The organism is Arthrobacter sp. W4I7, assembly GCF_030816215.1.
GTDB classification, from domain to species: domain Bacteria; phylum Actinomycetota; class Actinomycetes; order Actinomycetales; family Micrococcaceae; genus Arthrobacter; species Arthrobacter siccitolerans_A.
In genome coordinates this window covers 348,154-363,292 of the sequence record NZ_JAUSXU010000001.1, presented here as the reverse complement: position 1 = coordinate 363,292, position 15,139 = coordinate 348,154, and the positions used below count along the sequence as shown (strand labels likewise).

The 15,139-nt window shown below is 62.7% G+C and carries 12 protein-coding genes; all 12 read left to right on the top strand.

Features of this window, described 5'->3' with window-relative positions; all coding sequences use genetic code 11:
* The first annotated feature begins 104 nt into the window (after positions 1–104).
* The 12 genes from QF047_RS01640 (at position 105) to QF047_RS01585 (ending at position 15,135) form a co-directional block, all read left to right on the top strand.
* Positions 105–1,238: a Gfo/Idh/MocA family protein gene (locus tag QF047_RS01640; RefSeq protein WP_307273203.1), complete on the top strand. Its 1,134-nt coding sequence runs from the start codon at positions 105–107 to the stop codon at positions 1,236–1,238.
* On the top strand, positions 1,238–2,281 hold the full coding sequence (locus QF047_RS01635) for a Gfo/Idh/MocA family protein (RefSeq protein ID WP_307273202.1): 1,044 nt from the start codon (positions 1,238–1,240) through the stop codon (positions 2,279–2,281). Before QF047_RS01640 ends, QF047_RS01635 begins: the two co-directional genes overlap by 1 nt.
* 45 nt (positions 2,282–2,326) lie before the next feature.
* Positions 2,327–3,463 carry an ABC transporter permease gene (locus tag QF047_RS01630; protein WP_307273200.1) on the top strand — a complete coding sequence of 379 codons (1,137 nt, stop codon included), beginning with the start codon at positions 2,327–2,329 and terminating at the stop codon, positions 3,461–3,463.
* Positions 3,464–3,529: 66 nt separating this feature from the next.
* Positions 3,530–4,519, top strand: coding sequence for a sugar ABC transporter substrate-binding protein (locus QF047_RS01625; RefSeq protein ID WP_307273198.1), 990 nt, complete (start codon positions 3,530–3,532; stop codon positions 4,517–4,519).
* 79 nt (positions 4,520–4,598) lie between these two features.
* Positions 4,599–5,450 carry a sugar phosphate isomerase/epimerase family protein gene (locus QF047_RS01620; protein ID WP_091423883.1) on the top strand — a complete coding sequence of 284 codons (852 nt, stop codon included), beginning with the start codon at positions 4,599–4,601 and terminating at the stop codon, positions 5,448–5,450.
* Entirely contained in the window at positions 5,443–6,297 is an 855-nt protein-coding gene (locus tag QF047_RS01615; RefSeq protein ID WP_307273195.1) for a sugar phosphate isomerase/epimerase, read from the top strand. The genes QF047_RS01620 and QF047_RS01615 overlap by 8 nt, the downstream gene beginning before the upstream one ends.
* Positions 6,294–7,790, top strand: a complete 1,497-nt coding sequence (locus QF047_RS01610; RefSeq protein ID WP_307273193.1) for a sugar ABC transporter ATP-binding protein — start codon at positions 6,294–6,296, stop codon at positions 7,788–7,790. Before QF047_RS01615 ends, QF047_RS01610 begins: the two co-directional genes overlap by 4 nt.
* A 26-nt stretch (positions 7,791–7,816) precedes the next feature.
* Positions 7,817–8,824 (top strand): sugar phosphate isomerase/epimerase, encoded by a 1,008-nt coding sequence (locus QF047_RS01605; protein WP_307273191.1) that lies wholly within the window; start codon positions 7,817–7,819, stop codon positions 8,822–8,824.
* A 304-nt stretch (positions 8,825–9,128) separates the two neighbouring features.
* Positions 9,129–11,345 (top strand): catalase, encoded by a 2,217-nt coding sequence (locus tag QF047_RS01600; protein ID WP_307273189.1) that lies wholly within the window; start codon positions 9,129–9,131, stop codon positions 11,343–11,345.
* 51 nt (positions 11,346–11,396) lie between these two features.
* Positions 11,397–12,395, top strand: a complete 999-nt coding sequence (locus QF047_RS01595) for a hypothetical protein (RefSeq protein ID WP_307273187.1) — start codon at positions 11,397–11,399, stop codon at positions 12,393–12,395.
* A 388-nt stretch (positions 12,396–12,783) separates the two neighbouring features.
* Complete coding sequence (locus QF047_RS01590) at positions 12,784–13,932, top strand: glutathione-independent formaldehyde dehydrogenase (RefSeq protein WP_307273185.1); 1,149 nt, start codon at positions 12,784–12,786, stop codon at positions 13,930–13,932.
* Between the two features lie 60 nt (positions 13,933–13,992).
* The gene (locus tag QF047_RS01585; RefSeq protein ID WP_307273184.1) at positions 13,993–15,135 is read left to right on the top strand and encodes a zinc-dependent alcohol dehydrogenase; all 1,143 of its coding nucleotides are present in this window, start codon (positions 13,993–13,995) and stop codon (positions 15,133–15,135) included.
* Positions 15,136–15,139: the final 4 nt, after the last annotated feature.

Sequence of the window (15,139 nt, the reverse complement as noted above, 5' to 3'; positions counted from 1 at the left end):
AAAAGTGCAACTTTGCCGCGCATTCCCGCTCCCAAGCGTCAAAAGGTGCAGACTTTTGCTGATGGCCTGACTAAAGCCATGTGGTGGATGTCACTGTTTTGGTCATGGAAAACAACCGAACCACGACAACCTCCTCCCGGTTACGGGCCGGGTTCGTCGGCGCCGGGTTCATGGCTGAGGTGCACAGCAGAGCCGCTCGTATGTCAGGTGCAGAAATCGCCGGCATCGCGTCCTCGAGTCCTGCCAGTGCCGCCCGCGCCAAGGACCTCTTGGGCGTCGAACAGGCATACGCATCCGTCGGAGACCTCCTCCAGGACGACACGATTGATGTCGTCCACGTGTGCACCCCGAACTCAACGCATCACGCACTGGCCGAGGCCGCGCTCAAAGCAGGTAAGCACGTTGTCTGCGAGAAGCCACTGGCGACGAACGTGCGGGATGCGGCCAAGCTCGCTGAGCTGGCTGATACGGCCGGAATGGTTGCAACCGTTCCCTTCATCTACCGGTTCCACCCAATGGTCCGGGAAGCCCGGGAACGCATCGCGTCCGGCCAAATGGGACAGATCTTCACCATTCAGGGTTCCTATCTTCAGGATTGGCTCCTGCGCCAGGAGGACGATAACTGGCGGGTGGACGCCGGTGTTGGTGGCCCTTCACGGGCGTTCGCCGACATCGGTTCCCACTTGTGCGACCTCCTCGAATTCGTGAGCGGCGAACGGATATCACGGGTCGGGGCCTTGAGCCGCACAGTTTTCTCCGGCCGGGCAAACAATAGAAACGTTCAGACGGAGGACCTGGTTGCGGCTGTCTTCACCACTGAAAGCGGCACCGTGGGAAACCTCCTGGTCAGCCAGGTTGCGCCTGGACGGAAGAACCGCCTGATGATCGAGATTTCGGGCGCGGAGAGCACGGTCCAGTTCGACCAGGAAGCCCCGGAGACGTTGTGGCTTGGCAAACGGTCCGGTTCCCAGTTGCTTGTCCGCGACCCGGACGCACTCAGCCCCGAAGCTGCCCGGCTCAGTGTCCTGCCGGCAGGGCACCCTCAGGGTTATCAGGATGCTTTCAATGCATTTGTCGCGGATACCTACGCCGCAATCCATGGAGAGATCCGCGATGGCCTACCCACTTTCCGGGACGGCCTCAGGTCAGCCGTCCTCACCGAAAGCATCATCGAATCCAGCAAGGGCGGCGAGTGGGTCGACGTCCCATACCTGAAAGAACTAGAAGGAGTGCAGTAATGAAAATCATCCAAGTGGGCCTCGGCGCGTGGGGCGCTTCATGGCTGAACGTGATCCACCAAAGCAAAACCTGGGAGCTCGCCGGCGTCGTCGACGTCAACCCAGAGGCCGCACGGGCCGCAGGTGAACAATACGGAATCCCTGCCTACGCCACTATCCAGGAAGCGCTGGACCACAAGGAAACGTTCGACGCTGTCCTGGTCATCGTTCCGCCCGAGTACCATGCAGCCGTGGCTGTTCCGGCCCTTGAAGCCGGAGTGCACACACTGATCGAGAAGCCCCTCGCCCACAACCTTGAGGACGGCATCCGCATCATCGAGGCGGCAGAAAAATCCGGCAAACAGGCCATGGTGTCGCAGAACTACCGTTTCAAGCGCGCCGCGCGCACTGTTCAGCGCCTGATCCATGAAGGGGTCATCGGAGACCTCGAGCACGTCTTCATCGACTACAAGAAAAACCCGCCGTTCGAAGGGTTCCGGCTCGAAATGGACGAACCCCTCATCGTGGACGCCATGATCCACCACCTTGACCAGCTCCGCGGCATCGTCGGTATTGAACCCACCACTGTCCGGGCACGCTCGTGGAACACTGGCACTTCCAGGTTCAAGGGCAACGCCTCCGCGGTGGTGCAATTCGACTGCAGCAATGGTGCCCGCGTCGTATACACCGGTTCATGGAGCTCCTACGGCCCGCAAACCAGCTGGGATGGCGACTGGGAAATCCAAGGCAGCAAGGGCGCCATCACCTGGAAGAACAACGAAGTCACCATCAACTTCGCCTCACTGTTCGACACCGTTTTCCTCGCCGGAGCGGTGGAACGCTCCGGCGTTATGCACGTCGACCTGGACCCGCTGCCGGTCGAGGAACGCCTGGGGACCCTCGCGGCATTCCGCGGCGCCATCGAAACGGGGCATAAGGCTGAGACGGACGTCACCGACAACATCCAGAGCCTGCAGCTCGTCATGGCCACGGCCGACTCCGCCCGCCAGGATGGTGCGGCCATTTCGTTGAAAACCAACGCCGAACTCTTCGGCAACCACTAGCACTTTCCGACCCGAGGAAGTGTCGAATTGACTGGAGATACAACAATGCAGCCACAAACAGCCACCGGCCTCGCCGGTCCGGTTTCCGGGAAGGCTGGCCCCGGAAAATCCCAAGACAGCTCGCGTTCACGGCTATCCGGTGTTGGCGACTTCATCGGTGCCCAGGGCCTGCTCGTCGTCGTCCTGCTCTTCGGTGTACTGCTGACGTTCCTCAGCCCGGTATTCCTGACCACGGTCAACCTGGTAAACCTGCTCTACCAGTGCACGATCCTAGGTGTGTTCGCCATTGGAATGACCTTCGTGATCCTTACCGGCGGCATCGACGTCTCGGTGGGCTCGACCGCTGCCCTGTCCTCCGTGCTCTCCATGGGCGTGATCGTCAACATGAACATGCCGCCGGCAATCGGACTCCTGACCGGCCTCATGGTGGGCGCCGGAGTCGGAGCCCTCAACGGGCTGATGGTCACGAAGCTGGGCATATCCCCGCTCATCGCGACGCTGGCAACACTGTCCGCCGGGTCGGGCATCGCCTTCGCCTACTCCGACGGCGGCAACATCACCCCCGTACCGAAGATGCTCACCGGCCTGGTCAGCGCGAAAATCGCAGGGATCCCTCTGCTCATACCGGCCGTTCTGGTGCTGGCCTTACTGGCCCACCTGGCCCTGACCCGCACCACCTACGGACGGTCGATCTACGCCGTCGGCGGCAACAAGGAAGCAGCCCTGCTCGCAGGGATCCGCGTCGACCGCGTGACGATGAATGCCTACATCATCGCCGGTCTCTCCGCGGGAATGGCCGGGCTCCTGCTCACGGGTCGGCTGGCCTCCGGAAGCCCCCGTGCCGGCGACGGTATCGAACTAACCGTCATCGCCGCGGTGGTCATCGGCGGAACCAGCCTCTTCGGCGGCCAGGGAAACATCAAGGGCACCCTGCTCGGTGTGCTGTTGATCGCCATGGTCTCCAACGCCGTAAACCTGCTCGGTATCCCCTCGTCCTACGACCGGATTGTCCAAGGCGTCGTCATCTTCGCGGCCGCCGCCCTGGACGTGTACCGCTACAAGTACGTCCAGAAGAACCTGTCACGGAAACGCAAGATCGGGCCGCCGCCGGCGACAGACCCGAAGACGGCCGGCACCACAGCCAGCGGGCCCGTCACAACCCGCACCGGTACGCCGGCCTGACACGTCACCTGCTACCACCCCGGCCTCACCCGGCACAGCTAAGCAACCAACAGAAAGAGTAAGTCAATGAAGACCTCACCCAAACTTGCGGTCCTTGCGGCAATCTCCGCCGCTGCCATCGCCCTGAGCGGCTGCGGCGCACCGAGCGCCGCACAGGAAGGAGACGACGGAAACAAGACAAAGAAAATCGCCGTCCTGCTCTACAGCCAGAGTTTTGAATTCATGGTTGCCCTCGGGCAAGGCGTCAAGGATAAAGCGGAGGAACTCGGCGTGGAGGTCACAGTCCTTGACGCAAAAGGTGACTCCAACACCCAGATCAGCCAAATCCAGGACCAGCTCGCCCAAGGCGTAGACGGCATCGTCCTCAGCCCGAACAACTCTGCAGAACTGGTTCCCGGAGTCCAGATGATCCACGACGCCGGAAAGACCGTCACCACGGTCGACTCGGTGATCCCGGGTGACATCGCCGACGCCGCCGTCGCATTCGACAACGAAAAAGCCGGCAAACTCGGGGCTGAAGCCTTGGCCAAACTCATGGGCAACAAGGGAACCGTCCTTGAATACCAAGGAGCCAAGGGCGCCTACCACGCCATTCTGCGCGGCAAGGGCTTCACCGAGGGCATCAAGCAGTCCCCCGACATCAAGGTCATCGGCCGTGATGCCCAGTGGACTGCAGATAATGCCCTGTCCCTGACCGTCGACAACTTCACGGCCGACTCCAGCATTAACGGCCTGTTCAGCCACAACGACGAAATGGTGCGTGGCATCGTCTCCGGCCTCTCACAAATCAACAAAGACGCTCCGGTCGGAGCCGCAAACCACATCCCGCTCGTCGGAGTCGACGGCACTCCGCTCGCCCTGGACCGCATCCGCAAGGGCGTCCAGGACGCCACGATGGACCAGAACCCGTTCGAGATGGGAGCACTGGCCCTTCAGGCCGAGGTTGATCTGCTGGACGGCAAGCAGGTGCCCAAGATGCAGCTGACCGACACCAAGCTCATCACCAAAGAGAACGTCGATGATCCCACGCTCTGGGGCAACATCTTCAAGGACTAGACCCCAGCGCAGCGACGGCCGGGCCGAGGTTAGTCCCTTGGCCCGGCAGCAACAAACCAATTCCAACTCAAGGAGAAACATGTCCCGCTTCAAGTATTCCTACAACGCCATCGTCTACTACCAGGAAGACATCGCCAAGGGCATCGACCGCGTCGCCCGCTACGGCTACGACGCGATCGAACTCGTAGGAGAACCGGCAACGCACAACGTCGAAGAAATCAACCGCCTCACCAAGGACGCAGGCATCGATGTCAGCTCCATTTGCAGCATTTGGTTCGGCGAGGAACGCGACCTGATCAACCCCAGCGCCGCCAACCGGCAGAAGGCCCTGGACTACGGCAAGTCGGTAGCCGACTTCGCCGCCGCCGTCGGAGCTCCGACCATCATCGTCGGCCCGTCCCCGGTGGGTAAGACCGAGGCCCTGGCCAGCGACGAACAGGAATGGGAATGGGCTGTGGAGAACGTCCGCACCCTCGGCGAATATGCAGCCAGTGTTGGCGTCAACATCACCCTCGAAGCGTGGAACCGCTACGAGACGCATTTCCTGAACCGGCTCGACCGCGCCGTTGAACTTCTGGACGCTACCGGTCTGAAAAACGGGGGCGTGCACGGCGACCTCTTCCACATGAACATCGAAGAAGACAGCATTCATGGCGCCTTCGCCCGTGCCGGCAGCAAGGTCAACCACGTCCACCTCGCCGATTCAACCCGTGCAGCCCCTGGCGTAGGACACACCGACTTCCGCCCGACCCTGCAGACGTTGAAAGACATCAACTTCGACGGCTACCTGACGTTCGAGCTCCTGCCCGCCGCGTCGAACCCCTTCGCCATGATGGCACGCAACGGCCACCTGGAATTCCTGGACTCCTATACCGAAAAGGCTATTAACGAAATGAAGAAGCTGGAACAGGAGCTGTGGCCCAATGAGTAAATACGAGTTCGGCGTCAGCACTTTCATCCTCGTCTCCCCGTTCACCGACAACGATGTCGATCAGTTCGATGTCGCCAAGGAGATGGGCTACGACCTGATCGAGGTTTGCATTGAAGATCCCGCAGTGGTCAGCGCGGAAGCACTGAAGGAGGCCTCAGAACGAACCGGACTGCCTGTGTCAATCTGCGGTGCGTTTGGACCGGACCGCGACGTCTCGCACGAGGACCCGCAGAAGCGGCGGCAGGGCATCGACTACCTGAAAGTGTGTGTCGACATCGCCCAGGCGGTCGGGTCACCCCACGTGGCCGGCCCGATGTACTCCGCTACCGGCAAAGCCCGGCTGCTTCCCCACGGGGAACGCCAGCAGCAGCGCCAGTGGGCGGCCGACAGCCTGCGTGAAGTGGCCGATTACGCCGCAGAACGCGGCGTCACCCTGGCCATAGAACCCCTCAACCGGTTCGAAACCGACCTGGTCAACACGGTCGAACAGGGTCTGGAACTGTGCGAGCTGATCGGCCGGGACAACGTCGGCCTGATGCTCGACACGTTCCACATGAACATCGAAGAGAAGAACATCGGCGCGGCTATCACTGCCGCCGGTGACAAGGTCTTCCACTTCCAGGTGTCAGAAAACGACCGCGGAACGCCCGGCAGCGGGCACGTGCCGTGGTCCGAGACGTTCGACGCACTGAAAACGATCAACTACCAAGGTTCCATTGTGGTCGAATCATTCCTTCCCACTGTCGAGGAAATCGCCAAGGCCGTTTCGCTCTGGCGGCCGGTGGCGCCATCCATGGACGCGCTGGCCCGCGACGGACTCACCTTCCTGAGGAGGGAACTGGCATGACCGAGAAGCCCGGACGTGCGTCAGCAATCGTTGAAGCACGCAATCTCGTAAAACTGTTTCCGGGCGTAGTCGCCCTCTCCGGCATGAACTTTGAGCTTCATGCCGGAGAGGTGCACTGCGTCTGCGGCGAAAACGGAGCTGGAAAATCAACGCTGATCAAGACACTCAGCGGGTTCTACACTCCGGACGAAGGCGGCGTGTACGTGGACGGCGAGCTCATGCCCTCCAGCACGGTGGCCTCCAAGGCCGCCGGCATCGCCACCATCTACCAGGAGCACAACCTGGTCCCGGATCTGTCCGTGGCTGAGAATGTTCTTTTGGGAAACTGGGGCGGACAGAACGGCATCCTCTCCCGCCGGGAGATCCGCAAGCGGGCTCGCAAGGCCCTGGACCAGGTCGCACCCCACCTCAATCTCGACACCCCTGCCATGGCACTCTCAACCGTGGACGGTCAAATGGTGGAAATCGCACGCGCCATAGCCCAGGACGCCAGGGTCATCATCATGGATGAACCCACCACGGCCCTGACCGAGCAAGACGTTGAAAAACTGTACAAGCTCGTCGACGAGCTGCGGAGCAAGGGCCTCGCGATCATGTACGTTTCGCACAAACTGGAGGAAGTCTTCACACTGGCCGACCGGATCACCGTCATCCGCGAAGGCAAAACGGTGGCCTCCTCCGTCCCGGCGGATGAACTCGACGCCCGTTCAGTGGTGCAGCTGATGGTGGGCAAGGACGTTGACCTCTACGAGCACATTCCCCGCGAACGCGGTGAACTTGTCCTTGAAGCTCGGGGCCTAAGCCTTGCCGGTGCCTTTGAGGACGTGGACCTCCAGCTGCACGCAGGAGAGATTGTTGGACTCGCTGGGCTCGTCGGTGCGGGCCGGACCGAGGTCGCCCGATGCATCTACGGGGCAGACAAAGCCGACGCGGGAACGGTCAAGGTAAACGGCCGGAAACTTAATCTCCATGGCGCCTCGGCCGGCATCGCCGCCGGCATTGCCCTTGTCCCGGAAGAGCGAAAGCTGCAGGCCATCATTCCAATGCTGTCCATCCGCGAAAACACCACCCTGACGCTCCTCAAGCAGGTCAGCAAATGGGGCATCCTGCAGCGGGGCTATGAAAAGAACATGGTCAACGGCTACATCAAGGAACTCGATGTCAGGACCCCGTCCGCTGAAACCCCGATACAGTCCCTGTCCGGCGGCAACCAGCAAAAGGTCATCATCGCCCGCTGCCTGGCAAGCAATCCCAAGGTCCTCATCCTGGACGAGCCAACAAAGGGCATCGACATCGGCGCGAAGGCCGAGATCCACCGTTTGATCGAACAGCTGGCCCGCAAAGGCGTGGCCGTGCTCGTGATCTCCAGCGAGCTCCCCGAGCTGCTCGAGCTCTCGGACCGAGTGATGGTTATGCGGGCTGGCCGAGTGGTGGCCGAACTGGACAAAGCCCAAGCAACCAAAGAAAACGTCATCGCTTACGCCGCTGCGTAAGCGATCCCACCAGAACGGAAACAATCATGACCTATCAAGAGCCCCGGTCGTTTACCTTGTTCACCGGCCAGTGGGCCGACCTTCCCTTCGAGGAAGTCGCCCGGCTTGCCTCCGGGTGGGGCTATGACGGCCTGGAAATTGCCGTCTCCGGCGACCACCTGGACGCCTGGCGCTGGGACGAACCCGGCTACGTCGAATCCAAACTCGCCGTGCTGGAGAAGTACAACCTCAAGGTGTGGGCCATCTCCAACCACCTCAAGGGCCAGGCCGTGTGCGATGACCCCATCGACTTCCGCCACGAAGCCATCGTCGGATCCAAGGTCTGGGGCGACGGCGACCCCGAAGGCGTCCGCCAACGCGCCGCCGAGGAAATGAAACACACCGCCCGGCTCGCCAAGGCACTGGGCGTGGACACCGTCGTCGGGTTCACCGGCTCCTCCATCTGGCAGTACGTCGCCATGTTCCCGCCCGTCCCCGACAAGGTCATCGACGCCGGCTACCAGGACTTCGCCGACCGCTGGAACCCCATCCTGGACGTCTTCGACGAATGCGGTGTCCGCTTCGCCCACGAAGTCCACCCCTCCGAAATCGCCTACGACTACTGGACCACCGTCCGCACCCTCGAAGCCATCGGGCACCGGGAAGCGTTCGGTCTGAACTGGGACCCGTCGCACATGATGTGGCAGGGTATCGACCCCGTCTCCTTCATCTGGGACTTCAAGGACCGGATCTACCACGTGGACTGCAAGGACACCAAGGTCCGCCAGACCGGCCGGAACACCGTCCTGGGCTCCCACCTGGCCTGGGGCGACCCCCGCCGCGGGTGGGACTTCGTCTCCGCCGGCCGCGGCGACGTCCCCTGGGAAGCGTCCTTCCGGGCCCTGTCAGCGATCGGCTACAACGGCCCCATCTCCGTCGAGTGGGAAGACGCCGGCATGGACCGCCTCCACGGCGCCCCCGAAGCCCTCGCCGCCCTCAAGAAGTTCGACTTCCCGCCGTCGAACACCTCCTTCGACGCCGCCTTCAAGCAGTAAGGGCTGACATTCCGTCATTGGTGTTCTCCGGCACGGACTCACGCTCCTGTACCTGTGGTCCACTGGCAGATGCTCGCCCAAGATTCTTGCCAGTCCTACGTGTGGGGCTGGCAAGAATCTTTTTCACACCCGTCGGCGTTGCGCGCTAACGAGCCTCGCGACCCCAGTGATTACTCCTATGGAAGTCCGCATCCCGGGCAAGAATTTGTGGTGTTGGAAATCGTTGCCTAGGGTACTAAGCACGCTTAGCATTTCCGGTTACCGGCCGAGGACTGCCAGTTTGCCCATCCTGAGGAGAAAAATCGTGCCAGAAGAGCGCAACATCAACATCCCCGGCGTCCCCGCAAGCGAACCTGCCAGTCTGGAAGAACCCACAACAGTGCGGGAGCCCCTGCCGCCCAAGCCGGACCAGCGAGGACCTGAGGCCGTTTCACCCACTGGAAGCCCAACAGGGGCACCAGCCACATCGCGCGCCCAGTCCGGCCAGTACCTGACCACTGCCCAGGGGCTGCGCCTTGGCGATACCGACCACTCCCTGAAGGCCGGTTCGCGCGGGCCGATTCTCCTGCAGGACCACCACCTGCGGGAGAAGATCACGCACTTTGACCACGAGCGAATTCCGGAGCGCGTGGTTCACGCCCGTGGCGCCGGAGCCCACGGCGTGTTCCGCTCCTACGGCACCGCGGCCAAAATCACCCGCGCCGGCTTCCTGGCCAAAGACGTTGAGACTCCGGTCTTCGTTCGATTTTCGACCGTACTGGGGTCGCGCGGCTCTGCCGATACTGTCCGTGACACCCGCGGGTTCTCCACGAAGTTCTACACCGACGAGGGTACCTATGACCTGGTGGGCAACAACATCCCGGTCTTCTTCGTTCAGGACGGCATAAAGTTTCCGGACATCGTGCACGCAGCCAAGCCGCATCCGGACCGGGAGATTCCCCAGGCGCAGAGTGCGCACGACACATTCTGGGACTTCGTATCCCTCCACACCGAGGCCCAGGCGCACACCATGTGGAACATGTCAGACCGGGGAATTCCGCGCTCTTACCGGACAATGGAAGGCTTCGGGGTCCACACCTTCCGGTTCGTCAGCGCGGAAGGCCAAACCACCCTGGTGAAGTTCCACTGGAAGCCAAAGCAGGGCGTCCACTCGTTGGTATGGGAAGAAGCGCAGATCATCAATGGCATGGATCCGGACTTCCACCGCCGGGACCTGGCCGACGCCATCGAAGCCGGCGCCTACCCGGAGTGGGAGCTCGGGGTCCAGACCTTCCCGGACACCGAAGACCAGATGTTTGAGGGCATCGACCTGCTCGATCCCACCAAATTCGTACCGGAGGAATTGGCTCCGGTCCAGCCCATCGGTCTCATGACCCTCAACGCCAATCCCACCAACTTCTTCGCCGAAACCGAACAGGTGGCGTTCCACCCCGGCCACTTGGTCCCCGGGATCGACGTCACCAACGATCCCCTGCTCCAGGTACGCCTGTTTTCGTACCTGGACACCCAGATCTCCCGCCTGGGAGGTCCCAACTTCGGCCAGATCCCCATCAACCGTCCGCAGGCCCCGGTGAACGACATGCTGCGGGACGGGATGCACCAGCAGGCAGTCCACGGCGGAGTCGCTCCTTACCAGCCCAACTCGCTCGACGGCGGCTGCCCGTTCCTGGCCGGACAGGATGTCGGGTCATTTATTGATGTGCCGGAGGAACTCGCTGCTTCCATCAAGGTGCGCACGAACCCGGCTTCCTTTGACGACCACTACAGCCAGGTGGGCCTCTTTTTCCGCAGCCTGAGCCCTGTTGAACAGGACCATGTGATCCAGGCTTACACGTTCGAGTTGGGCAAGTGCTACGAAAAGTCCATCCGGGAACGGCAGCTTGCGGTTCTGGCCAACGTGGACGCCGGACTGTGCGCTGCAGTAGCTAAGGGCCTTGGCCTCCCCGCCCCCGCCGCGACAGAAAAAGTGCCGGAGTCCGACCCCAGCCCTGCCTTGTCCCAGGTTGGCAAGACGTGGCCTGTTGCCGGCCGGATCGTTGGAATTTTGGCCGATGAGGGCAGCGACCTAGCCGCCGTGAACGCGGCACGGCAGGCCTTGGACGCGGAGGGCATTGTCCCGCTGGTCATCGCTCCGGCAGGCGGCTTCCTGGGATCAGAGAACGACGGCGGGGTCCCCGTGCAGCGTACGTATCTCACCGCACGCTCCACAGAGTTTGACGCCGTCATCGTTGCAGCGAGTGCCGCTCCGGCTCCCGACGCCGCGCCCGGGCTTGACGCCAAGGCCGGGGCTCCCGGGGGCGCTTTGGATCCGCGGGCCGTTCTGTTGCTGACCGAGGCGTTCCGGCACGCAAAGGCCATTGCCTCCTTGGACAGCGGCTCGGGGGCTTTGACGGCGGCAGGCATACCAGAGGATGCTCCGGGTGTTATTTCGGGCGAGGAGGTTGAAGCCTTGGTCAAGGAATTGGCCGGCCTGCTGGCAGCCCACCGGGTGTGGGAAAGGTTCCCGGCAGCATCGGCCTAGGGGTTCGCCGGCGGGGTCGTCACTCTTGCGGTTCTATGGTAATTTGCCGGGATGAAGCCGATTCAGGTCGGCCTGGTGGCCGACCCTGCCGCGCCCACGGATATCGCGCACCAGCTCAGTGACCTCGGGCCGCCGGGCGGCGGGGATCGCGAAGCGTGGGACATCGAGATCGTGAGCGAGCCATTCAGCATGGATTGCGAGGACGTCGACACTGCGTTGGCACGGCTTCGGGATCACTCCCGTCAGCACGAATGGGACGTCGTCATCGGGCTGACTGAGCTTCCGTTCCGTGACGAGGATGACGGCCGGTACCTGCTGGCCGAGACCGACGCGCAGCGCCGCATGGCTGTCTTGTCGCTACCGGCGCTCGGGGGGATCGGCATGCAGGCGCGGGCCCGGCATGCGGTGCGCGCCCTCATCAGCGGCCTGGCCGGCAATACGCGGGACGGGCACGGGGAGCCACTCCCCCGTTTCACCAACCGCTGGCGCCTGCTCGTGGGCATGGTGCTCGCGAACCGCCCGTGGCTCCTCGTGCCCGGGCTCAAGTCCGCCCTCGTGGCAGCGCTGACAACAGGGGCGATCGCCACGATCAACTCCACGGTTTGGCTGCTGGCTGGCTCCCTGTCGCCGTGGCGCCTCATAGTCGCAACCATTGCCTCCATTGCCCTCGTTGTTGGCTGGCTCGTAATCGACGGCGAACTGTGGGACCGGCCCGACGACAACTCTCCGGAGGCCAGGGAAAAATCCCGTCTCTACAACACCTCCACGCTGGTGACCCTGACCATCGGAGTGATCATCTGCTATCTGGCGCTCTACGTCGTGAACCTGGCCTGGGCGCTGTTCGTGCTTGACCCGGCTGTGATGGGCGGCTACCTCGGCGTGGCGCTCGGCTATGGTGACCTCTTCGTGCTGGCCTGGTTCGTTGCATCGGCGGCGACCGTTGGCGGCGCCCTTGGCTCCGGACTGGAGTCAGACGAAGCAATCCGCGCGGCCGCCTACTCCAAGCGCGAAGAGGAGCGCCGCAGCCGGCTCGCACACGAGCGGACCTAGGCTGTTGCTCCAGAAAAGTCCGGCCTTGGCCGGAGGCAGACCCCTGACGGGGTATGGTCTCCCCACATTTTTCCGGTGACCCCTCGACACCGTTACTAAGGTTGCTTAGCATGAGGGTTCGAGCAGTTTCTCTTTTGCGTACAGCCGTCAGGCGGGATTTTTTCCCGGACAGCCTGGCGGTCTGAAAACCTTTTGGCCTACGAGCCTTGGGTGGGCTCAGGGCCTCGATCCTTGTTTCCCCATTCCTTCGCCAGCTCCAATACGCGTATCGGGTGACACTCCGCCCCTTTTTCCGGGTCGCCGGCCTGCCGGCCCTTGCTTTGCTGTGCCCGGAAGCTACCAGTACTGGACCAACGATCGGGATGGGATAGAAGAAAAGAGCGGAAAAGTGAAGGCAGTAGTTTACAAAGGACCGAACAACGTCAGCGTGGAGGACGTACCGGACGCCAAAATCGAGCACCCCGCCGACGTATTGGTGAGGATTACCGCTGCGAATATCTGCGGCTCGGACCTGCACATGTACGAGGGCCGGACCAGCTTCGAACCCGGACGCACCTTTGGTCACGAGAACCTGGGCGAAGTGGTTGAGACCGGCCCGGCGGTCAGCAAAGTAAAGGTGGGCGAACGCGTGGTGCTGCCGTTCAACATCGCCTGCGGATTCTGTAAGAACTGCGATCGGGGTTTCACCAATTACTGCCTCACCATGCAGCCGGAACCCCAGCTCGCAGGCGCGGCCTATGGTTTCGCGGACATGGGCCCGTACCAGGGTGGACAGGCCGAGTACCTGCGCGTGCCGTACGGGGACTTCAACTGCCTGCGCCTGGGCGAGGACTCCGTGGAGAAGGAGCTCGACTATGTCATGGTCGCCGACATCTTCCCCACCGGCTGGCACGCCACCGAGCTGGCGGGGGTGTACCCGGGAGACTCCGTCGTCATTTACGGCGCAGGACCCGTGGGCCTCATGGCAGCCTACTCGGCCATTATCAAAGGCGCCGGCAAAGTCATGGTCGTGGACCGCCAAAAGGACCGCCTGAAGCTCGCGGAACAGATCGGCGCCATCCCCGTGGATGATTCGGAAGTGGACCCGGTCGAATTCGTCAAGGACCAGACCATGGGATTCGGGGCCGACCGGGGGTGCGAATGCGTCGGCTACCAGGCGCACGACCCGGGCGGAAACGAACACCCCAACATGACCCTGAACCGGCTCGTGGACTCCGTGCGGTTCGTCGGCGGCCTCGGCGTTGTAGGCGTGTTCCTGCCCCAGGACCCTGGAGGCCCGGACAAACTTGAGCAACAGGGCCAGGTGGCCTTCGACTACGGAAACTACTGGTTCAAAGGACAGACGATGGGATCAGGCCAGTGCCCGGTCAAAAAGTACAACCGCGCCCTGCGCGACCTCATCGCCGGCGGAAAGGCCAGCCCCTCCTTCATCGTCAGCCACGAGCTGCCGCTGGATCAGGCCCCTGAGGGCTACAGGAACTTTGACAGCCGCGAAGACGGCTGGACCAAAGTCGTCCTCCACCCGGCCAGCGCCTGAGAAAGCCCGGACAGGAGAACGTTCGATGTCAAGACGAGCAATCCACAGGAGGCGGTACTGATGCGGGCAATGGTTTACCGCGGACCGTACAAAGTACGGGTCGAAGAGAAAGACATTCCGAAGATCGAGCACCCGAACGACGCGATCGTGAGGGTGAGCAGGGGCGCGATTTGCGGCTCGGACCTGCACCTGTATCACGGCATGATGCCGGACACCCGGGTGGGCATGACGTTCGGGCACGAGTTCGTGGGCACCGTCCACGAGGTGGGTTCCTCCGTGCAGAACGTAGCGGTCGGGGACCGGGTGATGGTGCCGTTCAACGTGTACTGCGGTTCCTGCTACTTCTGCTCCCGCGGCCTGTACTCCAACTGCCACAACGTCAACCCGAACGCGACGGCGGTGGGCGGCATCTATGGCTACTCCCACACCTGCGGCGGGTACGACGGCGGGCAGGCAGAATTCGTGCGCGTCCCCTTCGCAGACGTGGGGCCGTCCAAGATTCCTGACTGGATGGACGAAGAGGACGCGGTGCTGCTCACCGACGCCTGCCCCACCGGCTACTTCGGCGCCCAACTCGGAGACATCGCAGAAGGCGACACCGTGGTGGTGTTCGGGGCCGGGCCGGTCGGCCTGTTCGCCGCCAAGTCCGCCTGGCTGATGGGCGCCGGGCGCGTGATCGTCGTCGACCACCTGGAGTACCGGCTGGAAAAAGCACGCACCTTCGCACACGCCGAGACGTACAACTTCGCCGAGTACGACGACATTGTGGTGCACCTGAAAAAGGAAACCGACTACCTGGGCGCCGACGTCGTCATTGACGCCGTGGGGGCCGAAGCGGACGGCAACTTCCTCCAGCACGTCACCGCCTCAAAGCTCAAGTTGCAGGGCGGTTCCCCCACTGCCCTGAACTGGGCCATCGATTCGGTCCGCAAGGGCGGGACGGTGTCCGTGGTGGGCGCGTACGGGCCGATCTTCAGCGCCGTGAAGTTCGGCGACGCCATGAACAAGGGCCTGACCCTGCGGATGAACCAGTGCCCCGTCAAACGCCAATGGCCGCGCCTGTTCGAGCACATCCGCAACGGCTACCTCAAACCCAGCGACATCGTCACCCACCGCATCCCGCTGGAACACATCGCCGAGGGCTACCACATGTTCTCCGCGAAACTGGACAACATCATCAAACCGCTCGTCGTCGCCGGTTAGTCCT

Bases quoted from the DNA above. Each gene is read 5' to 3' on its own strand.
- QF047_RS01610 (WP_307273193.1), top strand. From the start codon at position 6,294: ATGACCGAGAAGCCCGGACGTGCGTCAGCAATCGTTGAAGCACGCAAT.
- QF047_RS01635 (WP_307273202.1), top strand. From the start codon at position 1,238: ATGAAAATCATCCAAGTGGGCCTCGGCGCGTGGGGCGCTTCATGGCTG.
- QF047_RS01615 (WP_307273195.1), top strand. From the start codon at position 5,443: ATGAGTAAATACGAGTTCGGCGTCAGCACTTTCATCCTCGTCTCCCCG.
- QF047_RS01620 (WP_091423883.1), top strand. From the start codon at position 4,599: ATGTCCCGCTTCAAGTATTCCTACAACGCCATCGTCTACTACCAGGAA.
- QF047_RS01630 (WP_307273200.1), top strand. From the start codon at position 2,327: ATGCAGCCACAAACAGCCACCGGCCTCGCCGGTCCGGTTTCCGGGAAG.
- QF047_RS01595 (WP_307273187.1), top strand. From the start codon at position 11,397: ATGAAGCCGATTCAGGTCGGCCTGGTGGCCGACCCTGCCGCGCCCACG.
- QF047_RS01585 (WP_307273184.1), top strand. From the start codon at position 13,993: ATGCGGGCAATGGTTTACCGCGGACCGTACAAAGTACGGGTCGAAGAG.
- QF047_RS01640 (WP_307273203.1), top strand. From the start codon at position 105: ATGGAAAACAACCGAACCACGACAACCTCCTCCCGGTTACGGGCCGGG.
- QF047_RS01605 (WP_307273191.1), top strand. From the start codon at position 7,817: ATGACCTATCAAGAGCCCCGGTCGTTTACCTTGTTCACCGGCCAGTGG.
- QF047_RS01625 (WP_307273198.1), top strand. From the start codon at position 3,530: ATGAAGACCTCACCCAAACTTGCGGTCCTTGCGGCAATCTCCGCCGCT.